At 63.7% G+C, this 20394-nt stretch carries 18 protein-coding genes; all 18 read right to left on the bottom strand.

What is annotated here, in order from left to right; genetic code table 11:
- Positions 1–235: 235 nt before the first annotated feature.
- Positions 236–3484 carry a carbamoyl-phosphate synthase large subunit gene (carB, locus tag DELCS14_RS09615; RefSeq protein ID WP_013801459.1) on the bottom strand — a complete coding sequence of 1083 codons (3249 nt, stop codon included), beginning with the start codon at positions 3482–3484 and terminating at the stop codon, positions 236–238.
- Complete coding sequence (carA, locus tag DELCS14_RS09610) at positions 3477–4649, bottom strand: glutamine-hydrolyzing carbamoyl-phosphate synthase small subunit (RefSeq protein WP_013801458.1); 1173 nt, start codon at positions 4647–4649, stop codon at positions 3477–3479. The genes carB and carA overlap by 8 nt, the downstream gene beginning before the upstream one ends.
- 174 nt (positions 4650–4823) lie before the next feature.
- A complete protein-coding gene (locus DELCS14_RS09605) occupies positions 4824–5615 on the bottom strand; it encodes an RNA methyltransferase (protein WP_013801457.1) in 792 nt (263 codons plus the stop codon).
- Positions 5616–5676: 61 nt separating this feature from the next.
- Positions 5677–6384, bottom strand: coding sequence for a ribonuclease HII (rnhB, locus tag DELCS14_RS09600; RefSeq protein WP_012206733.1), 708 nt, complete (start codon positions 6382–6384; stop codon positions 5677–5679).
- Positions 6347–7537 carry a lipid-A-disaccharide synthase gene (gene lpxB / locus DELCS14_RS09595; RefSeq protein ID WP_013801456.1) on the bottom strand — a complete coding sequence of 397 codons (1191 nt, stop codon included), beginning with the start codon at positions 7535–7537 and terminating at the stop codon, positions 6347–6349. Before lpxB ends, rnhB begins: the two co-directional genes overlap by 38 nt.
- Positions 7538–7558: 21 nt before the next feature.
- Positions 7559–8356, bottom strand: a complete 798-nt coding sequence (gene lpxA, locus DELCS14_RS09590) for an acyl-ACP--UDP-N-acetylglucosamine O-acyltransferase (RefSeq protein WP_013801455.1) — start codon at positions 8354–8356, stop codon at positions 7559–7561.
- Positions 8357–8363: 7 nt separating this feature from the next.
- A complete protein-coding gene (gene fabZ, locus DELCS14_RS09585; protein WP_012206736.1) occupies positions 8364–8804 on the bottom strand; it encodes a 3-hydroxyacyl-ACP dehydratase FabZ in 441 nt (146 codons plus the stop codon).
- A complete protein-coding gene (lpxD, locus tag DELCS14_RS09580) occupies positions 8801–9808 on the bottom strand; it encodes a UDP-3-O-(3-hydroxymyristoyl)glucosamine N-acyltransferase (RefSeq protein WP_013801454.1) in 1008 nt (335 codons plus the stop codon). The genes fabZ and lpxD overlap by 4 nt, the downstream gene beginning before the upstream one ends.
- A gap of 23 nt (positions 9809–9831) precedes the next feature.
- Positions 9832–10341 (bottom strand): OmpH family outer membrane protein, encoded by a 510-nt coding sequence (locus DELCS14_RS09575; RefSeq protein ID WP_013801453.1) that lies wholly within the window; start codon positions 10339–10341, stop codon positions 9832–9834.
- Positions 10341–12638, bottom strand: coding sequence for an outer membrane protein assembly factor BamA (gene bamA / locus DELCS14_RS09570; RefSeq protein WP_013801452.1), 2298 nt, complete (start codon positions 12636–12638; stop codon positions 10341–10343). Before bamA ends, DELCS14_RS09575 begins: the two co-directional genes overlap by 1 nt.
- A 45-nt stretch (positions 12639–12683) precedes the next feature.
- The gene (rseP, locus tag DELCS14_RS09565) at positions 12684–14054 is read right to left on the bottom strand and encodes an RIP metalloprotease RseP (RefSeq protein WP_043795909.1); all 1371 of its coding nucleotides are present in this window, start codon (positions 14052–14054) and stop codon (positions 12684–12686) included.
- An 82-nt stretch (positions 14055–14136) separates the two neighbouring features.
- Positions 14137–15315 carry a 1-deoxy-D-xylulose-5-phosphate reductoisomerase gene (gene ispC, locus DELCS14_RS09560; protein ID WP_013801450.1) on the bottom strand — a complete coding sequence of 393 codons (1179 nt, stop codon included), beginning with the start codon at positions 15313–15315 and terminating at the stop codon, positions 14137–14139.
- The gene (locus tag DELCS14_RS09555; protein ID WP_013801449.1) at positions 15312–16166 is read right to left on the bottom strand and encodes a phosphatidate cytidylyltransferase; all 855 of its coding nucleotides are present in this window, start codon (positions 16164–16166) and stop codon (positions 15312–15314) included. The genes ispC and DELCS14_RS09555 overlap by 4 nt, the downstream gene beginning before the upstream one ends.
- Positions 16167–16179: 13 nt before the next feature.
- Positions 16180–16926 carry a polyprenyl diphosphate synthase gene (gene uppS, locus DELCS14_RS09550; RefSeq protein WP_013801448.1) on the bottom strand — a complete coding sequence of 249 codons (747 nt, stop codon included), beginning with the start codon at positions 16924–16926 and terminating at the stop codon, positions 16180–16182.
- A gap of 35 nt (positions 16927–16961) precedes the next feature.
- Entirely contained in the window at positions 16962–17522 is a 561-nt protein-coding gene (gene frr, locus DELCS14_RS09545; protein ID WP_012206744.1) for a ribosome recycling factor, read from the bottom strand.
- Positions 17523–17565: 43 nt separating this feature from the next.
- On the bottom strand, positions 17566–18288 hold the full coding sequence (gene pyrH, locus DELCS14_RS09540) for a UMP kinase (RefSeq protein ID WP_012206745.1): 723 nt from the start codon (positions 18286–18288) through the stop codon (positions 17566–17568).
- A 64-nt stretch (positions 18289–18352) separates the two neighbouring features.
- A complete protein-coding gene (gene tsf / locus DELCS14_RS09535) occupies positions 18353–19249 on the bottom strand; it encodes a translation elongation factor Ts (protein WP_013801447.1) in 897 nt (298 codons plus the stop codon).
- A gap of 113 nt (positions 19250–19362) precedes the next feature.
- Positions 19363–20115, bottom strand: coding sequence for a 30S ribosomal protein S2 (rpsB, locus tag DELCS14_RS09530; RefSeq protein ID WP_012206747.1), 753 nt, complete (start codon positions 20113–20115; stop codon positions 19363–19365).
- Positions 20116–20394 lie beyond the last annotated feature (279 nt).

Genomic DNA, 20394 nt, shown 5'->3' with positions numbered 1-20394 from the left:
GCGAACGCCGCGCGCTGCGCGGTTTCTTTGGTACAGGCGGGCCGGCGACTTTGCGGCTGGACCTGCACCCCAAAAGCAAACCGCCGCACGTTGCCGCGCGGCGGTTTCATCGAATGATTCGTTCCATTATGCCGTGTTTACCCACCCGAAATGGTGGGATAACCCGGCGGCACTGTCGGACAGTGCCGCTCGCTGCGCGCCATCAAAAAACAGGCGCAGCGGCAATGGAAGGATCTCAGGCAGCCTGCAGTTGGGCGTGCAATTCCTGGACCGAGTGCACGTCCATGTTGCCCATGGACTTCATGCCTTCGACGGCAGCTTCTGCACCGAAGATGGTCGTGAAGGTGGTCACACGCGCCAGCAGGGCGCTGGTACGGATGGCACGCGAGTCGGCGATGGCGTTGCGGCGCTCCTCCACCGTGTTGATGACCATGGCGATCTCGCCGTTCTTGATCATGTCCACGATGTGGGGGCGGCCTTCGGTCACCTTGTTGACGAGCTGCACCTCGATGCCGGCCTCGGAAATGGCCGCTGCCGTACCGCGCGTGGCGCACAGCACGAAGCCCATCGCAGCCAGTTCCTTGGCCACGGCCACGGCACGCGGCTTGTCGGCGTTCTTCACGGTCAGGAAGACCTTGCCCTGGGTCGGCAGCGTGACGCCGGCGCCCAGTTGGCTCTTAACGAAGGCTTCGCCAAAGGTCTTGCCCACGCCCATGACTTCGCCAGTGGACTTCATCTCTGGGCCGAGGATGGTGTCCACGCCAGGGAACTTCACGAACGGGAAGACGGCTTCCTTGACGCTGAAGTACGGCGGCGTGACTTCCTTGGTGATGCCCTGCTGGGCCAGCGTGTCGCCGGCCATGCAGCGTGCAGCCACCTTGGCCAGCTGGATGCCGGTGGCCTTGGAGACGAAGGGCACGGTGCGCGAGGCGCGCGGGTTGACTTCCAGCACGTAGATCACGTCGCCGTCGGCCGTTTCCTTGATGGCGAACTGCACGTTCATCAGGCCGACCACGCTCAGCGCGTTGGCCATGGCGGCAGTCTGGCGCTTGATCTCGGCCACGGTCTCGGGCTTGAGGTAGTAAGGCGGCAGCGAGCAGGCGGAATCGCCCGAATGCACGCCAGCCTGCTCGATGTGCTCCATCACGCCGCCGATGAAAACGGCGCCTTCGCGGTCGCGCACGCAGTCCACATCGCACTCGATGGCGTTGGACAGGAAGTGGTCCAGCAGCACGGGCGAGTCGTTGCTGACCTTGACGGCTTCGCGCATGTAGCGCTCCAGGTCGCGCTGCTCGTGCACGATTTCCATGGCACGGCCACCCAGCACATAGCTGGGACGCACGACCAGGGGGTAGCCCAGGCCGGCCGCCTTTTCCAGCGCTTCGGGCTCGGTACGGGCCGTGGCATTGGGCGGCTGGCGCAGGCCCAGCTCATGCAGCAGCTTCTGGAAGCGCTCGCGGTCTTCGGCCGCGTCGATCATGTCGGGCGTGGTGCCGATGATGGGCACGCCTTCCTTTTCAAGACCCAGCGCAAGCTTCAGGGGCGTCTGGCCGCCGTACTGCACGATGACGCCAACAGGCTTCTCGACAGCCACGACTTCGAGCACGTCTTCCAGCGTCAGCGGCTCGAAGTACAGGCGGTCCGACGTGTCGTAGTCGGTGGACACGGTCTCGGGGTTGCAATTGACCATGATGGTTTCATAGCCGTCCTCGCGCATGGCGAGCGCAGCATGCACGCAGCAGTAGTCGAACTCGATGCCCTGGCCGATGCGGTTCGGGCCACCGCCCAGCACCATGATCTTTTTCTTGTCCGTCGGCTCGGCCTCGCACTCCTCGTCATAGGTGGAGTACATGTAGGCCGTGTCGGTGGCGAACTCGGCAGCGCAGGTGTCCACACGCTTGAACACGGGGCGCACGCCCAGTGCCTTGCGCGCCTCGCGCACGGCCTTTTCATTGCTGTGCAGCAGCTTGGCCAGGCGACGGTCGGAGAAGCCCTTTTGCTTGAGCGTGCGCAGCGTGGTGGCGTCCAGTGCGGCCAGCGCGGCATCGCCCTTTTCCTCGTAGACCTGGTCCAGCTCGAGTTCGATCTTCACGATCTCTTCGATCTGCACGAGGAACCACTTGTCGATCTTGGTGATGTTGTGCACCTCGTCCAGCGTCCAGCCGGCAGCGAAGGCATCGCCCACATACCAGATGCGGTCCGGACCTGGCTCGCCGAGTTCCTTTTCAAGGATTTCGCGGTCCTGGGTCTTTTCGTTCATGCCGTCCACGCCGACTTCCAGGCCGCGCAGCGCCTTCTGGAAGGACTCCTGGAAGGTACGGCCAATGGCCATGACCTCGCCCACGGACTTCATCTGCGTGGTCAGGCGGTTGTCGGCAGCGGGGAACTTCTCGAACGCGAAACGCGGGATCTTGGTGACCACGTAGTCGATCGAGGGCTCGAACGAAGCGGGCGTCTTGCCGCCCGTGATGTCGTTCTTGAGTTCGTCCAGCGTGTAGCCCACGGCCAGCTTGGCAGCGACCTTGGCGATGGGGAAGCCCGTGGCCTTGGAGGCCAGCGCCGAGGAACGCGACACGCGCGGGTTCATCTCGATGACGATCATGCGGCCGTCCTTCGGATTCACCGAGAACTGCACGTTGGAGCCGCCCGTGTCCACACCGATCTCGCGCAGCACCGCCAGCGAGGCGTTGCGCATGATCTGGTATTCCTTGTCGGTCAGCGTCTGCGCGGGTGCCACGGTGATCGAGTCGCCGGTGTGCACGCCCATGGGATCCAGGTTCTCGATGGAGCAGATGATGATGCAGTTGTCCGCCTTGTCGCGGACGACTTCCATCTCGTACTCCTTCCAGCCAAGCAGCGATTCCTCGATCAGCAGCTCATTGGTCGGGGACGCTTCCAGCCCGCGCTTGCAGATGGTCTCGAACTCTTCGGGGTTGTAGGCAATGCCGCCGCCCGTGCCGCCCAGCGTGAAGCTGGGGCGGATGACGGTGGGAAAGCCCATTTCCTTTTGCACGGCCCAGGCTTCGTCCATCGAATGGGCGATGCCCGAGCGCGCCGAACCCAGGCCGATGCGCGTCATCGCATCCTTGAACTTGAGGCGGTCCTCGGCCTTGTCGATGGCCTCGGGAGTTGCGCCGATCAGCTCGACCTTGTACTTGTGCAGCACGCCGTTGCGCCACAGGTCCAGCGCGCAGTTCAGCGCGGTCTGGCCACCCATGGTCGGCAGGATGGCGTCGGGACGCTCCTTGGCGATGATCTTCTCGACCGTCTGCCAGGTGATGGGCTCGATGTAGGTGACGTCGGCCGTGGCCGGGTCGGTCATGATCGTGGCAGGGTTGCTGTTGATCAGGATGACCTTGTAGCCCTCTTCGCGCAACGCCTTGCAGGCCTGCACGCCGGAGTAGTCAAACTCGCAGGCCTGGCCGATGACGATGGGACCGGCGCCAATGATCAGAATGCTTTTGAGGTCGGTGCGCTTAGGCATTTTTGTGTTTCTCCATCAGCGCCGTGAAGCGGTCAAACAGGTAGGCGATATCGTGCGGGCCGGGCGAAGCCTCGGGGTGGCCCTGGAAGCAGAACGCAGGCTTGTCCTTGTGCTCAAGGCCTTGCAGCGTGCCGTCGAACAGGCTGATGTGCGTGGCGCGCAGCGTGTCGGGCAGGGACTCCATCTCCACGGCAAAACCGTGGTTCTGGCTGGTGATGCTGACCCGGCCGTTGTCCAAGTCCTTGACGGGGTGGTTGGCGCCGTGGTGGCTGTTGGCCATCTTGAAGGTCTTGGCGCCAGCGGCCAGGGCCATGATCTGGTGACCCAGGCAGATGCCGAAGACGGGCTTGCCGGACTCCACCAGCTCCTTGGTGGCGGCAATGGCGTAGTCGCAGGGCTCCGGGTCGCCAGGGCCGTTGGACAGGAAAACGCCGTCGGGGTTGAGTGCCAGCACATCCTTGGCGGGCGTCTTGGCCGGCACCACGGTCAGCTTGCAGCCGCGCTCGGCCAGCATGCGCAGGATGTTGAACTTCACGCCGAAGTCATAGGCCACCACATGGAAACGCGGGGCCTGCTGCTGGCCGTAGCCTTCGCCCAGCTTCCACTCGGTTTCCGTCCATTCGTACTGCTGGGCTACGCTCACCACCTGGGCCAGATCCAGGCCCTTCATGCTGGGGGCCGCCTTGGCCGCAGCCAGTGCCTCGTCGATGCGCGCCTGGGTCACTTCTTCGCCAGCGGCCAAACCGACGATGGCGCCGTTTTGTGCGCCCTTGTCGCGCAGCAGCCGTGTGAGCTTGCGCGTGTCGATGTTGGCAATCGCCACCGTGCCGCTGCGCGTGAGGTAGTCGGGCAGGGTCTCGGACTTGCGGAAGTTGCTGGCCAGCAGCGGAAGGTTCTTGATGATCAGGCCCGCCGCATGGACCTTGCCAGCCTCGACATCCTCTGCGTTGACGCCGTAGTTGCCGATGTGCGGATACGTGAGCGTCACGATCTGCTGGCAGTAGCTGGGGTCGGTGAGGATTTCCTGGTAGCCGGTGATTGCCGTGTTGAAAACGACTTCACCAACCGTGGTGCCTTGCGCACCGATCGAGTTGCCAACAAAGACCGTGCCGTCTGCGAGCGCCAGGATGGCGGATGGGAATGCTCCCTTGAGAGACAAAAGCACTGGGTTCTCCGGTTCTAATTACGGTTACGCCCAGCGTGCCGCACGGACGGATCCGGGCGGGTTATAGCTTGTCTGCAGGGGGTGGCGAGGAAGCGTCGCTAGGCGTAGTGTGGAATGCTTGAAAGCCGCCCATTATAGGCTGGTCGTGCTTCAGCCTCCTGACAGGAGGCGGGATTACCCTTGACGTGAGCCGGCACTCACGCTGCTTGCGTGCAGGCATATCGCCGCTGCTGCAGCCACGTTCAGCGACTCCTCACCGCCTGGCTGGCCGATGCGCACATGCTGCGCTGCCCGCTGCATCAGCGCCTCTCCAACGCCCTGCCCTTCATGGCCCATGGCCCAGGCACAAGGCCAGGGCAGCGCGGCATTTTGGATCAGTTCGCCCTGATGGGAACTGGTCACGATCAGGGGCAAGCCAAGCGCATCCAGGTCTTCGGGCGAGGCCGACTCGACCAGTTGCAGACCGAAATGCGCCCCCATGCCGGCGCGCAGCACCTTCTGGCTCCACAGCGCAGCCGTGCCCTTCAGGGCCACGACCTGGCTGAAACCGAAGGCAGCGGCACTGCGCAGGATGGAGCCCACATTGCCTGCGTCCTGCACGCGATCCAACACCACCGTGGCCACGCCGGCACGGATGATCGCCGATGCCTGCCAGTCCATCAGAAAACCGATGCGCGCCGGGGACTCCAGGCCGCTGACTTCGGCAAACAGGGCATCTGCCAGCACCACGCACTTGCCCGCACCCTGCACCCATTCCAGCGGCACCAGCGGCCAGAAGGATTCGGCCACCACGGCCACGGAGGGCTGCATGCCACGCGCCAGCGCGGCACGGCACAGATGGTCCCCCTCCAGCCAGACGCGCCCTTGCTTGCGGTAGGCCCCACTGTCCTGGACAAGCCTGCGCAAATCCTTGACCAGGACGTTGTCACGGGACTGGATCAATGTGGCGGCGGGTTGTCGGCTCATGGTGAGGCTTTCGGGCAAAGGGAACAGCGCGCCACGGGCGCAGAAAGAAACGGCAAGGCGCTCAGGCCGACAGCAGCAAGGCTTGCGCGCCCTGCGCCGCAGCTGCCACGCGGGCAGCGGCCAGAGGCTCGGCCATGCGGGCAATGCTCACGACATGGGCCACCGGCGCGAAGGTTCGCCGGTGCTCCTCGCAGGCACCGTGCAGGCGCAGCGCCGCAAGGTGGGCCGCCGTTCCGTAGCCCTTGTGGCCGTCGAAGCCGTACTCCGGATATTGCTCATGCAGCCGTTCGCACCAGCGGTCGCGCGTGACCTTGGCCAGAATGGAGGCTGCCGAGATGGCCTGCACCAGCGAGTCCCCCTTGACGATGGCCTCGGCCTGCACATCCAGCACGGGCAGCTGGTTACCATCCACCAGCACGAGCACCGGCTTCAGGCGCAGGCCCAGCACCGCGCGGCGCATGGCCAGCAGCGTGGCCTGCAGGATGTTCAGGCGATCAATCTCCTCGACCGAGGCCTCGGCAATGCTGCAGCACAGCGCCTTGGCACGGATCTCGTCATAGAGTGCCTCGCGGCGCGCAGCCGTGAGCTTCTTGGAATCGTTCAGGCCCTCGATGGGATTGAGATCGTCAAGAATGACAGCAGCGGCCACGACAGGGCCGGCCAACGGGCCGCGGCCCGCTTCGTCCACGCCCGCAACCAACCCCGGCGGATGCCAGGGCAGGCACGCCTGTTCAGGCGGCAGTGGGGGCAATGATTTTCTCGATCGCATGGGCGGCCAGTTCGGCAGTATCGCGCCGCAATTCATGGTGCAGCGCTGTGAAGCGCTGTACCAGCGCCTCGACGGTTGAAGGGGAATGTTCGCACGCCTGCAGCCATTGCAGCACAGCCGCGCTCAGCGCCTGGGGCGTTGCCGCATCCTGGATCAGCTCGGGCACGACGAAATCGCCGCACAGGATGTTGGGCAGGCCCACCCAGGGCTGCAACTGCTTGCCACGCATCAGGCGCCAGCTCCAGGGGTGCATGCTGTAGCCGATCACCATGGGACGCTTGTACAACGCGGCTTCCAGCGTGGCCGTGCCGCTGGCGATCAACGTCACGTCGCAGGCTGCCAATGCATCATGGGACTGGCCGCGCACGATGTGCAGCGACGAGGCCATGCCGGACTCCTGGGCAATGCGCCGCAACTCGTCCAGTTGCGAAGGCACGGCAGGCACTACTATTTTAATAGCTGGCAGCGCCTTCCGGACCAAAGCTGCAGCCTGAAAGAAACGGGCTGCAAGATAGCGGATTTCGGAGCGTCGGCTGCCGGGCAACACGGCCAGCACCAGACCATCTTCCGGCAGGCCCAGCCGACGGCGCGCGGCGGCACGGTCGGGCTGCAGCGGAATCACGCTGGCCAGGGGATGGCCCACGTAGGTGGCATCTATGCCGTGACGGGCCAGCAACTCGGGCTCGAAGGGAAAGATGCACAGCACATGGTCAGCCGCACGCCGGATTTTCTCGACGCGATCGGCACGCCAGGCCCAGATCGAGGGGCAGACGAAATGCACGGTCTTGATGCCCGCAGCCCGCAGATCGGTCTCCAGGCCCAAATTGAAGTCGGGCGCATCGATGCCGACAAAAACGGCTGGCGGCTGCTTGAGCAGGCGCTGGCGCAACTGCCGGCGGATATTCAGAATCTCGGCCAGTCGGCGAAACACTTCCCAGCTGTAGCCATGCACGGCCAACCGCTCGCAGGACCACCATGCCTCAAAACCGCGCTGCTGCATTTGGGGCCCGCCGATGCCAAAGGCCGAAGCCTCGGGCCAGCGGGCCTGCAGCCCACCCAGGAGCAAGGACGCCAGCAGGTCGCCTGAGGTTTCCCCGGCGACCATGGCAATCGATGGACTCAGGCGCGCCAATGGCGCCGCGTTCTCTGTCATGCCGTCCTTTCGCGCGCCGGATCAGCGCGCAATGCCCCGGGTCGAAGCGGCCAGAAAATCCAGCATCAGCGATACATCGGCAGCGGCCTCGGGCTGCTCGCCAGCCAGCGCTCCAATGGCGTCGCGCGCGGCCTCAAGGGTCAGGCCCTGGCGATACAGCAGACGGTGCATCTGCTTGATGGCCTGGATACGCTGCGGCCCGAATCCGCGCCGGCGCAGGCCTTCGATATTGAAGCCACGCACGGCCAGGGGATTGCCATCCACCATCATGAAGGGCGGCACATCCTGCGAGATATGGCTGGCAAAGCCCGCCATGGCATGAGCGCCCACCTTGGTGAACTGGTGCACGCCCGTCAGGCCGCCCAGGATCACATGGTCGCCCACATGCACGTGGCCAGCCAGGGTGGCGTTGTTGGCCAGGATGGTGTGGCTGCCCACGACGCAGTCGTGGGCCACATGCACATAGGCCATGATCCAGTTGTCATGGCCGATGACCGTGACACCCTGGTCCTGCACGGTGCCCGCATTGAAGGTGCAGAACTCGCGCACCGTGTTGCGGTCACCGATGACAAGCCGCGTGGGCTCGCCTGCGTACTTCTTGTCCTGGGGCTGCGCGCCCAGGGACGCGAACTGGAAAATCCGGTTGTCGCAACCAATGCGGGTATGGCCTTCGACAACGCAATGCGCGCCAATCGTGGTGCCGGCGCCGATTTCCACATGCGGCCCGATGACGGCATAGGGGCCGACCGACACCGATGAATCCAGCTGTGCAGCGGAATCTATCAGTGCCGTGGGATGGATGCGTTCAATGCCAGCCATGCGCCCGTCAGCCCACGTTGCGCATGGTGCACATCAGCTCGGCTTCGCAGGCCACTTCGTCCTCGACGCGGGCCACGCCCTTGAACTTCCAGATGCCGCCGCGAACGCGATCGATGGTGATCTCCAGCACCAGCTGGTCGCCCGGCTCCACGGGGCGCTTGAAGCGCGCACCGTCGATGCCCACGAAGTAGTAGATGTTGTTTTCGTCGGGAACCTGGCCCATGGCATCGAAGGCCAGCAGGCCGGCAGCCTGCGCCAGCGCCTCCAGGATGAGCACGCCCGGCATGACGGGACGGCCTGGGAAATGGCCCATGAAATAGGGCTCGTTGAACGTGACGTTCTTGATCGCCTTGATGCGTGTATTGCGCTCAAGCTCCGTGACCTTGTCCACCAGCAGGAAGGGGTAGCGGTGGGGCAGTTGCTTGAGAATTGCGTGAATATCCATCATTGCGTTCCGTTATGGCCTTGATCCGCCGATTGCTGCAGTTGCCGCTCCAGGGCCTTGATGCGATCGCGCATGGAGTGCAGCTGCTTCAGCGTCGCAGCATTTTTTTCCCATTTGGCGTTTTCATCCACGGGAAACATGCCCGTGTAAACACCTGATTGTGTCAGCGAACGGGTCACTACCGTCGCTGCCGAAATATGCACCCTGTCGGCCAGCTGCAGATGGCCCAGCACGATGGCGCCGCCTCCCACGGTGCAATGCGCGCCAATGCGCGCGCTGCCGGCCACCCCCACGCAACCGGCCATGGCCGTATGCTTGCCGACGTGCACGTTGTGACCGATCTGGATCAGATTGTCGAGCTTGACCCCGTCCTCGATCACCGTGTCGTCCAGCGCTCCGCGGTCTATGCAGGTATTGGCGCCGATTTCCACATCGTCGCCGATCCGCACGCCACCGAGCTGCTCGATCTTCACCCATGCTCCGTTCTCAGGCGCAAACCCGAAGCCGTCCGCTCCCAGCACCACGCCGGAATGCAGCAAACAGCGCGCCCCCACATGGCAGTTCTCGCCAATGGTGACGCGCGACTTGAGCACGGTGTGGGCACCGATGGTGGCGCCCTCTTCAACCACGCAGAGCGGGCCGATCGTGGCAGAGGCATCAACGATGGCACTCTCGTGCACCACCGCGCTTGGATGGATACCGGCCGGCGCCACAGACCTGCAGTTCCGCTTCCACCACTGCGTGGCCCTGGCGAAGTAGGCATACGGGTCAGGGACCACGATGCAGGCACCCCGCTGCTGCGCCAGCTCACGCATGGCGGGCGCCACAATAACGCAGGCCGCCTCGGAGGCGGCCAGTTGCTGGCGGTAGCGGGGGTTGCTCAGAAAACTGAGATCCCCGGCCCCGGCGGAATCCAGCGGCGCGATGCGGGAGATGGGCATCTCCCTTTCGCCACCGACCAGTTCGCCACCGAGTGCATCGAGGATCTGACCCAACAATACGCTCACGGCATGCAGCCCTGGACGCTGGCTTACTTGCCGCCGCCGTTCAGCGCCTTGATCACTTTGTCAGTGATGTCGTACTTGGGGTTGATGTAGACGGCTTCCTGGAGGATGACGTCGTACTTCTCGGATTCGGCCACTTGCTTGACCACCTTGTTGGCGCGCTCCAGAACCTGGGCCAGTTCCTCGTTCTTGCGGGAGTTCAGGTCTTCCTGGAACTCACGGCGCTTGCGCTGGAACTCGCGGTCCTGGTCCACCAGCTGACGCTGACGGGAGACGCGCTGGCTTTCGGCCATGGTGGGCGCTTCACGCTCGAACTTCTCCGAAGCGCTCTTGAGCGTATTGCCCTGGTCGACCAGTTCCTTCTCACGCTTGGAGAATTCCTGCTCCAGCTTGGACTGCGCAGCCTTGGCCGTCGACGCTTCACGGAAGATGCGGTCCGTGTTCACAAAGCCGGCCTTGAACTCTTGAGCGTGCGCAGAAACAGCCATGGCGCCAAGCAGCACAGCCAGGGAAAAATGGCTAGATAGAGATTTCATTAGAAAGAGGTTCCGATTTGGAATTGCAGTCGCTGGATTTTATCCCCGGTCTGCTTGCGGATGGGTTGAGCAAAGGCGAGACGCAAGGGGCCCAGCGGGGAAATCCAGCTGATGCCCAGGCCCGTGGAAGCCCGCAGCTCCCCGAGATCGAAGTTCTCGTTGGCCCCGTAGACATTGCCCACATCGAGGAATGTAAAAAGACGCAAAGTCCTGTCATTGCCGGCACCGGGGAAGGGAATCATGAACTCTGCGTTCAAGGTCACCTTCTTGGAGCCGCCAAGCGCCAAGTTTTCCTTGGTGTCGCGCGGACCCAGCGAGCCCTGCTCGAAGCCACGCACCGAGCCCAGGCCGCCCGAGAAGAAGTTCTTGAACAGCGGGAACGGACGGCCATTGAGGCCCTTGCCGTAGCCCAGTTCACCGTTCAGTGCCAGCGTGTACTTCTTGCTCAGAGGGATGTACTGCTGGATCTGGTAGTTGGCTCGCACATAGCGGGCCTCGCCACCCACCGACCACTCGGTGTTCAGGCGCTGGTAGAGACCGGAGTTGGGCGCCAGCGCGCTGTCACGGCTGTCGCGTGACCAGCCCAGGGTCAGCGGTATGCCGGTGTTGGAGTAGCCGTACTTGTCGGCATAGTCCTTGTACGCCTGGGGCAGGTAGGTGCCGGGCTTGATTTCGGAGCGCTCCACGCCGCCGCCGAAATACACCGTGTCGATCTCGCTGAAGGGCACGCCAAAGCGCACGCTGCCGCCCGAGGTGACGATCTTGTAGGCCGCATCGTCGTAGTAGGGACGGTCAGTGCGGTAGTACAGGTCGTAGGTGCGCGAGATGCCGGTGTCCGTGAAGTACGGATCCGTGGTGGACAGCACCATGGTGCGGCGGTACTTGCTGGTATTCACGTCCACGCCCAGGTAATTGCCCGAGCCGAACACGTTTTCCTGCTTGATGCCGAACGACAGCGAAACCTTTTCAGCGCTGGAAAAACCAGCGCCCAGCTGCAGCGAGCCGGTGGGCTTTTCAGCCACCGAGATGACCAGATCCACCTGGTCGGGCGAACCCGCCACTTCCTGGGTCTCGACATTGACCTCGGTGAAGAAGCCCAGGCGGTCCACACGGTCGCGCGACAGGCGAATCTTGTCGCCGTCATACCAGGAGGCCTCGTACTGGCGGAATTCGCGGCGGATCACTTCGTCGCGCGTGCGGTTGTTGCCACTGAGATTGATGCGTCGCACATAGGCGCGGCGAGAAGGCTCGGCGTGCAGCACCAGGGCCACCCGGTTGGTTGCACGGTCGATGTCCGGCACGGCCTCGACGCGCGCAAAGGCAAAGCCGAAGTTGCCGAAGTGCTCGGTGAAGGCCTTGGTCGTCGCCGTGACCTGGTCGGCGTTGTAGGGCTCGCCGGGCTTGATCTTGACCAGGGACTTGAACTCGTCGTCGCGGTCGAGGTAGTTGCCCTCCAGCTTGACGCCGGAGACGACGAAACGCTCGCCTTCATGGATGTTCAGGGTCAGCGAGATGGTCTGCTTGTCGGGCGAGATGGCCACCTGGGTGGAGTCCACGCGGAACTCCAGGTAGCCACGCTGCAGGTAGTACGAGCGCAGCGTTTCCAGGTCGGCGTTGAGCTTGTTGCGCGCATAGCGGTCCGACTTGGTGTACCAGCTCATCCAGTTGCCGGTGTCCTGGTCGAACAGGTCCTTGAGCGTGGATTCGCTGAAGGCCTTGTTACCGACGATGTGGATCTCGTTGATGCGGGCCGGATCGCCCTCGGTCACCGTGAAGGTCAGGTTGACGCGGTTGCGCTCGATGGGCGTGACCGTGGTGACGACCTCCGCGCCATAAAGGCTGCGGTTGATGTACTGGCGCTTGAGCTCCTGCTCGGCACGGTCGGCCAGGGCCTTGTCGAAGGGACGACCTTCTGCCAGGCCCACATCGCGCATGGCCTTTTGCAGGGTTTCCTTGTCGAACTCCTTGGTGCCGGCGAAGTTCACCTCGGCGATGGTCGGGCGTTCTTCGACGACGACAACGAGCACGTTGCCATTGGCTTCGAGGCGGATGTCCTTGAACAGCCCCAGCGCGAACAGCGAGCGGATCGCAGCTGCGCCCTTGTCATCGTCATACTGGTCGCCCACGCGCAGCGGGATGGATGCGAAGACCGTGCCCGGCTCCACGCGCTGCAGGCCTTCGATGCGGATGTCCTGTACCCGGAAGGGCTCCAGCGCCCAGGCTGCATTGGCAGCCAAAACCATGGCAGCCAGGGTCGATGCAGCGCGCACGCCCAGGCGATTGATACGTTTAGTCATGAATGGATTTGCCGCCGCTGCGGCTTGCCGAAAACGGCTGAAAAGTTAGCCCCAAAGCCGGTTGATATCGTTGAAAAAGGCGACGGACATCATCATCATCAAAACCGCCACGCCTGCACGCTGCAAGCGCCCGGCCCAGACTTCCGACACGCTTCGGCCAGTCACGCCCTCCCAAAGATAATACATCAGGTGCCCGCCATCGAGCACCGGCAGGGGGAGCAAGTTGAGAACCCCCAGGCTGATGCTTATCAGCGCAAGGAACGAGAGGTATTGAACCAGGCCCATGCTGGCCGAGCGCCCCGCATAGTCGGCAATGGTCAAGGGGCCGCTGATGTTCTTGAGCGATGCCTCGCCTATCACCATGCGGCCCATCATGCGCAGCGTCAGCGACGACAGCTCCCAGGTGCGCTGCACGCCAGCCCACAGGCCTTCCAGCGGACCGCGCTGCACCAGAGCCATCTCGGGAGCACTGCCGATGTAGGCACTGATGCGGGCAATGCTCTCCTTGCCATCTTCCGAGCGGCCCAGATCAGGCAGCACGGGAATCTGCAGTTGCCTGCCATCGCGCTCCACCAGCCAGACCTGCTGCTGGACCTGGCCCGATGCACCCATCTTGCGGATGAGATTGCGCAGTTGGGTGCCGTCATCCACCGGGGTGCTGCCCACGCGCAGCACCAGGTCGCCCTGGCGCAAGCCGGCCTTTTCGGCGGCACCACCGGCAATTACCTTGTCCAGCACGGGCTGCGTCCAGGGCCCCAGCAGGCCCAGGCGCTCGAAGAAGGCGGCATCGGGCTCGCCCTGCACCTGCCCGGCCAGCGCCAGCCGCAGTTCGGACGGAGCGGTGCGACGGCCCTGGAGCACTTCCATGCGCACCGACTCGTCATCGAGCGCGGCGCGCGTCAGTGTCCAGCGCAGATCATTGATGGAGCGGACCTCTTCCCACTCCTGGTCGCCCAAGGCGATGCGCAGCACGCGATCACCGCCCTGCACGCCCGCCATCTGCAGCACCGTGCCCGCCGGCGGCGTGGCCAATCGCGCCACGGGCTCCTGCATGCCCATCCAATTGACGATGGCCAGCAGCGCAATGGCCAGCACGAGATTGGCCACCGGGCCTGCCGCTACGATGGCCGCACGTGACCGCAGCGGCTGGGTGTTGAATGCCAGATGGCGCTGATCGGCAGGGACTTCGCCCTCACGCTCGTCGAGCATGCGCACATAGCCGCCAAGCGGCAGTGCACCGATGACGAATTCCGTGTCCGAACCTTTGCGCTTCCAGCGCAGGATGGGGCGACCGAAGCCGACGGAAAACCGAAGCACCTTCACGCCGCAGGCCACAGCGACGCGGTAGTGGCCCCACTCGTGGACGGCAATCAGCACGCCCAGCGCGACCACGAATGCAACTACGGTCAGCAACAATTGATACTCCTTTGAATCCAATGCGCACCTGGATACCGCCGCAGGCCCACCGAGAAACCCGGTCTGGCCCGCGAAGCCGGCATTACAGCTGCCACTGCCGCGCCACGGTGTGCGCGATTTCACGGGCCTGGGCGTCCAGGGCCAGCAGATCGTCCAGGCTGCCCAGTGTAGGCGGCAGCAAGGTTTCGAGAGTGCGCAAATTCACAGCGTGGATACGGTCAAATGCCAGGCGTCGCTCCAGGAAGGCGGCAACGGCGACTTCATTGGAAGCATTGAGAACCGCCGTAGTTCCCTCGCTGGCGAGCAGCGCCTGCCAGGAAAGATGCAGGCCCGGAAAGCGCACGGCATCCGCCTCTTCAAAGGTCAGGGCCGACAGCTTCGCGAAATCCAGGGGCGCTGCGCCGCTGGCGATGCGCTGGGGCCAGGCCAGGCCGCAGGCGATGGGCACGCGCATGTCGGGCGTGCCCAGTTGTGCCAGCACCGAAGCATCCTTGAACTGCACCATGGAGTGCACGATCTGCTGCGGGTGGATGACGACCTTGATCTTGTCGGGAGCCATGTCGAACAGCCAGCGTGCCTCGATGACCTCCAGCGCCTTGTTCATCATGGTCGCCGAGTCCACGGAGATCTTGCGCCCCATGGAGAAGTTCGGGTGCGCGCAGGCCTGCTCCGGCGTGATCTCGGACAAGGTGGCCGGATCGCGCAGGCGAAAGGGTCCGCCCGACGCCGTGAGCAGCAGACTGTCCACGCGATCGGGCCAGCTGGCTCGGTCTTCCGGCAGGCACTGAAAAATGGCCGAATGCTCGCTGTCTATGGGCAGCAGGGTCGCGCCGTGGCGCTTGACCGTGTCCATGAAGAGTGCGCCGCCAACGACCAGAGCCTCCTTGTTGGCCAGCAGCAGGCGCTTGCCCGCGCGCGCGGCCGCAAGACAAGGCGCAAGGCCCACCGCACCGACGATGGCAGCCATGACGGCATCGACCTCGGGATGCGAGGCGATCTGCTCCAGCGCGTCTGGCGACTGCAGCACTTCGGTCGCCAGCCCATTGCTGCGCAGCTGTTCAGCCAGCAACTTCGCGTGTGGCGCGCTGGCCATGACGGCATAGGCGGGCTTGAATTCGGCGCACTGGCGCAGCATCAGGTCCACTTGCGTGGCCGCGCTGAGTGCAAAGACCTCGTAGTGCTCGCGGTGGCGCGCCACCACGTCCAGCGTATTGGTACCGATGGAGCCCGTGGAGCCCAGGACGGTGATTTTCTGCTTCATGAATGCGCGAAAGAGGAAAGCATCATGGCCAGCGGCAGGGTCGGCAGCAGGGCATCGACGCGATCAAGCACGCCGCCATGGCCGGGCAGCAGACCACTGCTGTCCTTGACGCCCACGCTGCGCTTGACCAGGGATTCGACCAGGTCGCCGACCACGCTCATCGCGGCCATGAACACAACCGCCAGCAGCAGGAACCAGGCCCCGCGCGCCAACAGCAACGAATAGAAACTGGGCACGGCCACCGCGTAGTGGCGGTCCGCCCAGACCCAGGCCAAGGCCAGCACCAGCACGCCGGCCATGCCGCCCCACACGCCTTCCCAGCTCTTGCCGGGACTGATGGACGGCGCGAGCTTGGACTTGGTGAATTTCAGGCCCAGGGTCCGGCCTGCGAAATAGGCAAAGACATCGGCCACCCAGACCAGCACCAGCACCGACAGCAGGAAGTTGATGCCCGTCATGCGCGCCTGCACCACGGCCACCCAGGCCAGCCACAGGGCCAGCACTCCGCCAACCAGTCGCACAGGCCCCGCAATGCGCGGCCAGCCGGCCACGCCTGCGCGCAGCAGCGCCGCGCCGCCCAGCACCCAGGCGGAGCCAGCGACCACCCAGACCGCGGTCAGAGGCCGCTCCAGCCATCCCGCGGCCCAGGTCCCCACGCACATCGCCGTGCAGATGGCACCTATGCCGATGGCACCAGCGGAGCCAAAGCCGTTGAGACGGCCCCATTCCCAGGCACCCGCTGCCATGAGCACGAGCACCACCACGGCGAACGGAACGCCCGTCGGATAGAACAGCGCAGGCAGCAAGATGGCCAGCAGGATCAGGGCGGTGATGACTCGCTGCTTGAGCATGGCTCCCCCTTGTTCAGGTCGTCTGTTGATGGGACGACTTCGATTGTGATTGGTGTACTTGCGCGGAGGTCTGGCCAAAGCGCCGCTCGCGCGAAGTGAAGGCGGCAATGGCCTCGTCCAGGCAGGCCTCGTCGAAATCAGGCCACAGGCTGGCACTGAAGAAGAGCTCTGAATACGCGGCCTGCCACAACAGGAAGTTGCTGATGCGCATCTCCCCGCCAGTGCGGATCAGCAGGTCCGGGTCGGGCACATGGGACAGCGCGAGTGCGCGGTCCAGGCTCTGCGGGGTGATGGGCTCGCCCTGCTCTGCCAGCCGGGCTGCGGCCTGGGCAATGTCCCAGCGCCCGCCGTAGTTGAAGCAGACATTGAGCACCAGGCGGTTGTTGTGTGCCGTGACCTGCTCGGCCTGGGCCAGGCCTGCGCACACTTTCTCGCTCAGGCCACTGCGGTCGCCGATGAAGTGCAGGCGCACGCCATCGCGGCTCAGCTGCTGCACTTCCTTGGCAAGGGCATTGGCCAGCAGGCCCATGAGACCGGAAACCTCCTCTTCGGGGCGGCTCCAGTTCTCGGAAGAGAAAGCGAAGACGGTCAGGACCTGCACGCCGCGCTGGACGCAGGCGCGGGCGCAGCGGCGCAGTGATTCCACGCCCTGCTTGTGGCCAGCCAGTCGCGGCAGAAAGCGGCGATTGGCCCAGCGTCCATTGCCATCCATGATGACGGCAATATGGCGCGGCACCGCGCCGGAGTCTTGGTTTGTCAAAGGTACGGGCCCTGAGGCAAGCGAGGCAGAACGCCTCAGACCGCCATGATGTCTTGTTCCTTGGCAGCCACCAGCGCGTCGATCTCGGTGATGTGCTTGTCGGTCATCTTCTGGACATCGGCTTCGCAACGCTTTTGGTCGTCTTCCGAGGCTTCCTTGTCCTTGACCAGCTTCTTGACGGCTTCGTTGGCGTCGCGGCGCAGGTTGCGCACGGCGATCTTGGAAGCTTCGCCTTCGTTGCGGGCCAGCTTGGTCATTTCCTTGCGGCGTTCCTCGCTCATCGGAGGCATGGGCACGCGGATCAGATCGCCCAGCGAGGCAGGGTTCAGACCCAGATCGCTTTCGCGAATGGCCTTCTCCACCTTGGCGGACATGCTCTTTTCCCAGGGCTGCACGCTGATGGTGCGCGCATCGAGCAGGTTCACGTTGGCCACCTGGGACAGCGGCACCATGGAGCCGTAGTAATCCACATGGATGGAGTCCAGCAGCGAGGGGTTGGCACGGCCGGTACGCACACGCGCAAGATTGTTCTTGAGCGCTTCGATGGACTGGCCCATCTTGGACTCGGTGGTCTTCTTGATGTCTGCAATCGTCATGTTCTTGTTCCTTGAAGAGCTGTGAAACGCGGGATCAAAACGCTCAAGCGTACACCAGCGTGCCCTCATCCTCGCCCATGACCACGCGCTTGAGCGCGCCGGGCTTGATGATGGAGAACACCCGGATCGGCAGCTTCTGATCGCGGCACAGCGCAAAGGCAGTGGCGTCCATGATGCCCAGGTTGCGCGAAATGGCCTCGTCGAAAGCCAGCTTGTGATAGCGGGTCGCGTTGGGATTCTTCATCGGGTCGTCGGTGTAGACACCATCGACCTTGGTGGCCTTGAGCACCACTTCGGCACCGATCTCCGCGCCGCGCAGTGCCGCGGCCGTATCGGTCGTGAAGAACGGGTTGCCGGTGCCGGCGGCGAACACCACCACCTTGCCCTCTTCGAGATACTGCAGGGCCTTGGGGCGCACATAGGGCTCCACGACCTGCTCGATGGCAATGGCCGACATGACACGGGCGATGAGGCCCTGCTTGTCCATGGCATCGGCCAGGGCCAGGGCATTCATCACGGTGGCCAGCATGCCCATGTAGTCGGCGGTGGCGCGGTCCATTCCGACCGAACCACCAGCCACGCCACGGAAAATATTCCCTCCACCGATCACCACGGCCACCTGGACACCCACGCGGGTGACTTCGGCGATTTCGGAGACCATGCGCTCGATGGTGGCACGGTTGATGCCGAACGAGTCGTCGCCCATGAGCGCCTCACCGGACAGCTTGAGCAGGATGCGCTTGTGGGCCGGTGCGGCGTTGGACATGGTGTTTCTCCGAAAGGTGGATGGTGGTGGATGGTGAAGGGAACGGTTCAGGCGCTCAGACGAATCAGGCGCCGGCCTTGGCAGCGGCCACTTGGGCAGCCACTTCGGCAGCGAAGTCGTCAACCTTCTTTTCGATGCCTTCGCCGACCACGTACAGGGTGAAGCCCTTGACGTTGGTGTTGGCGGCCTTGAGCATCTGGGCCACGGTCTGCTTGCCGTCGGCAGCCTTCACGAAGACCTGGTCGGCCAGCGAGACTTCCTTCAGGTACTTCTGAACCGAGCCTTCGACCATCTTGGCGACGATCTCGGCAGGCTTGCCGGATTCGGCAGCCTTGGCGGCAGCAACGGTGCGTTCCTTTTCGATCAGCTCGGCAGGCACGTCAGCGCTGGTCACGGACACGGGCTTCATGGCGGCCACGTGCATGGCGACGTCCTTGGCAGCGGTTGCATCGCCTTCGAACTCGACGATCACGCCGATGCGCGAACCGTGCAGGTACGAAGCCAGGCTGGTGCCGTCGAAACGCTTGAAGCGGCGGAAGGACATGTTCTCGCCGATCTTGCCGATCAGGCCCTTGCGCACGTCTTCCAGGGTGGGGCCGAAACCGTCCTGCTCATAGGCCAGGGCGCTCAGCGCGGCCACGTCAGCGGGGTTTTGCTCGGCGACCAGCTTGGCGGCGGCATTGGCCATCGCGATGAAGCTGTCGTTCTTGGACACGAAATCGGTTTCGCTGTTGACTTCGATCATGGCACCCTTGTTGCCATCGATGAAGGCGGTGATCACGCCTTCGGCGGTCACGCGCGAGGCAGCCTTGCCAGCCTTGGTGCCGAGCTTGACGCGCAGCAACTCTTCGGCCTTGACCAGATCGCCCTCGGCTTCGGTCAGGGCCTTCTTGCATTCCATCATGGGCGCGTCAGTCTTTGCGCGCAGTTCAGCCACCATGCTTGCGGTAATTGCAGCCATCGTATTTCTCCAATGTCAGTTCGATTCGTTACAGGATTTCGGCTAAAAAAACGGGGCTACCCTGAGCCCCGCTTCTTATTCAGCGACGAGGTCGCTCAGCCGGACAAGCTCAATCAGGCAGCGGATTCTTCCACTTCCACGAACTCGTCACCGCTCTCGCCGGATGCAGCCTTGACCACGTCGGTCAGTGCAGCAGCGCGGCCTTCCAGGATCGCGTCGGCGATGCCTTGGGCGTACAGTTGCACAGCCTTGGCAGAGTCGTCGTTACCGGGGATGACATAGTCGATGCCTTCGGGGTTGTGGTTGGAGTCAACCACGCCAACCAGGGGGATGCCCAGCTTCTTGGCTTCGGCCACGGCGATCTTGTGGAAGCCCACGTCGATCACGAAGATGGCGTCGGGCAGGCTGTTCATGTCCTGGATGCCGCCGATGTCCTTTTCCAGCTTTTCCAGTTCGCGAACGAACATCAGCTGTTCCTTCTTGCTCATGGCTTCCAGGCCGGCTTCTTGCTGGGCCTTCATTTCCTTCAGACGCTTGATGGACGTCTTGACGGTCTTGAAGTTGGTCAGCATGCCGCCCAGCCAACGCTGGTCAACGAAGGGCACGCCAGCGCGCTGGGCTTCAGCAGCCACCATCTCGCGGGCTTGGCGCTTGGTGCCGACCATCAGGATCGTGCCGCCGTTGGACGCCAGTTGCTTGACGAACTTCTGGGCGTCCTGGAACATCGGCAGCGACTTTTCCAGGTTGATGATGTGGATCTTGTTGCGGTGACCGAAGATGAAGGGGGCCATCTTGGGGTTCCAGAAACGGGTCTGGTGACCGAAGTGGACGCCTGCTTCCAGCATCTCGCGCATAGTGACGGACATATGAATACCTCAAAGGTTAGGTCTAAAATCCAGCCCGACAATTGCCCCCTGAAACACAGGGCGCAACACCTTGAAGGGACTGGTTTGCGATTGACTTTGCGCAGGATCCCCAAGCATGGGCAGGCGTTCTTGACGAACACCCCGCACCCAAAAGCTTTCGCCTGACCCCCGGCAATCGCGGAGAAAATCAGGGGGAACCCCTAGCAAAGCCGCAAGATTCTAGCACACGCCACCCCTCAACCGAGGCTTCGCTCTCAAAGCGCGCTCACCACCCCTCAC

The sequence above is a fragment of the Delftia sp. Cs1-4 genome, from assembly GCF_000214395.1.
Lineage (GTDB): Bacteria > Pseudomonadota > Gammaproteobacteria > Burkholderiales > Burkholderiaceae_C > Comamonas > Comamonas acidovorans.
This window is presented reverse-complemented; position numbering and strand designations above follow the sequence as displayed.

Bases quoted from the DNA above. Each gene is read 5' to 3' on its own strand.
- ispC (WP_013801450.1), bottom strand. From the start codon at position 15,315: ATGAAGCAGAAAATCACCGTCCTGGGCTCCACGGGCTCCATCGGTACC.
- bamA (WP_013801452.1), bottom strand. From the start codon at position 12,638: ATGACTAAACGTATCAATCGCCTGGGCGTGCGCGCTGCATCGACCCTG.
- pyrH (WP_012206745.1), bottom strand. From the start codon at position 18,288: ATGTCCAACGCCGCACCGGCCCACAAGCGCATCCTGCTCAAGCTGTCC.
- lpxB (WP_013801456.1), bottom strand. From the start codon at position 7,537: ATGACAGAGAACGCGGCGCCATTGGCGCGCCTGAGTCCATCGATTGCC.
- DELCS14_RS09605 (WP_013801457.1), bottom strand. From the start codon at position 5,615: ATGAGCCGACAACCCGCCGCCACATTGATCCAGTCCCGTGACAACGTC.
- rnhB (WP_012206733.1), bottom strand. From the start codon at position 6,384: ATGCGATCGAGAAAATCATTGCCCCCACTGCCGCCTGAACAGGCGTGC.
- rpsB (WP_012206747.1), bottom strand. From the start codon at position 20,115: ATGTCCGTCACTATGCGCGAGATGCTGGAAGCAGGCGTCCACTTCGGT.
- lpxA (WP_013801455.1), bottom strand. From the start codon at position 8,356: ATGGCTGGCATTGAACGCATCCATCCCACGGCACTGATAGATTCCGCT.
- frr (WP_012206744.1), bottom strand. From the start codon at position 17,522: ATGACGATTGCAGACATCAAGAAGACCACCGAGTCCAAGATGGGCCAG.
- tsf (WP_013801447.1), bottom strand. From the start codon at position 19,249: ATGGCTGCAATTACCGCAAGCATGGTGGCTGAACTGCGCGCAAAGACT.
- DELCS14_RS09575 (WP_013801453.1), bottom strand. From the start codon at position 10,341: ATGAAATCTCTATCTAGCCATTTTTCCCTGGCTGTGCTGCTTGGCGCC.
- carB (WP_013801459.1), bottom strand. From the start codon at position 3,484: ATGCCTAAGCGCACCGACCTCAAAAGCATTCTGATCATTGGCGCCGGT.
- DELCS14_RS09555 (WP_013801449.1), bottom strand. From the start codon at position 16,166: ATGCTCAAGCAGCGAGTCATCACCGCCCTGATCCTGCTGGCCATCTTG.
- fabZ (WP_012206736.1), bottom strand. From the start codon at position 8,804: ATGATGGATATTCACGCAATTCTCAAGCAACTGCCCCACCGCTACCCC.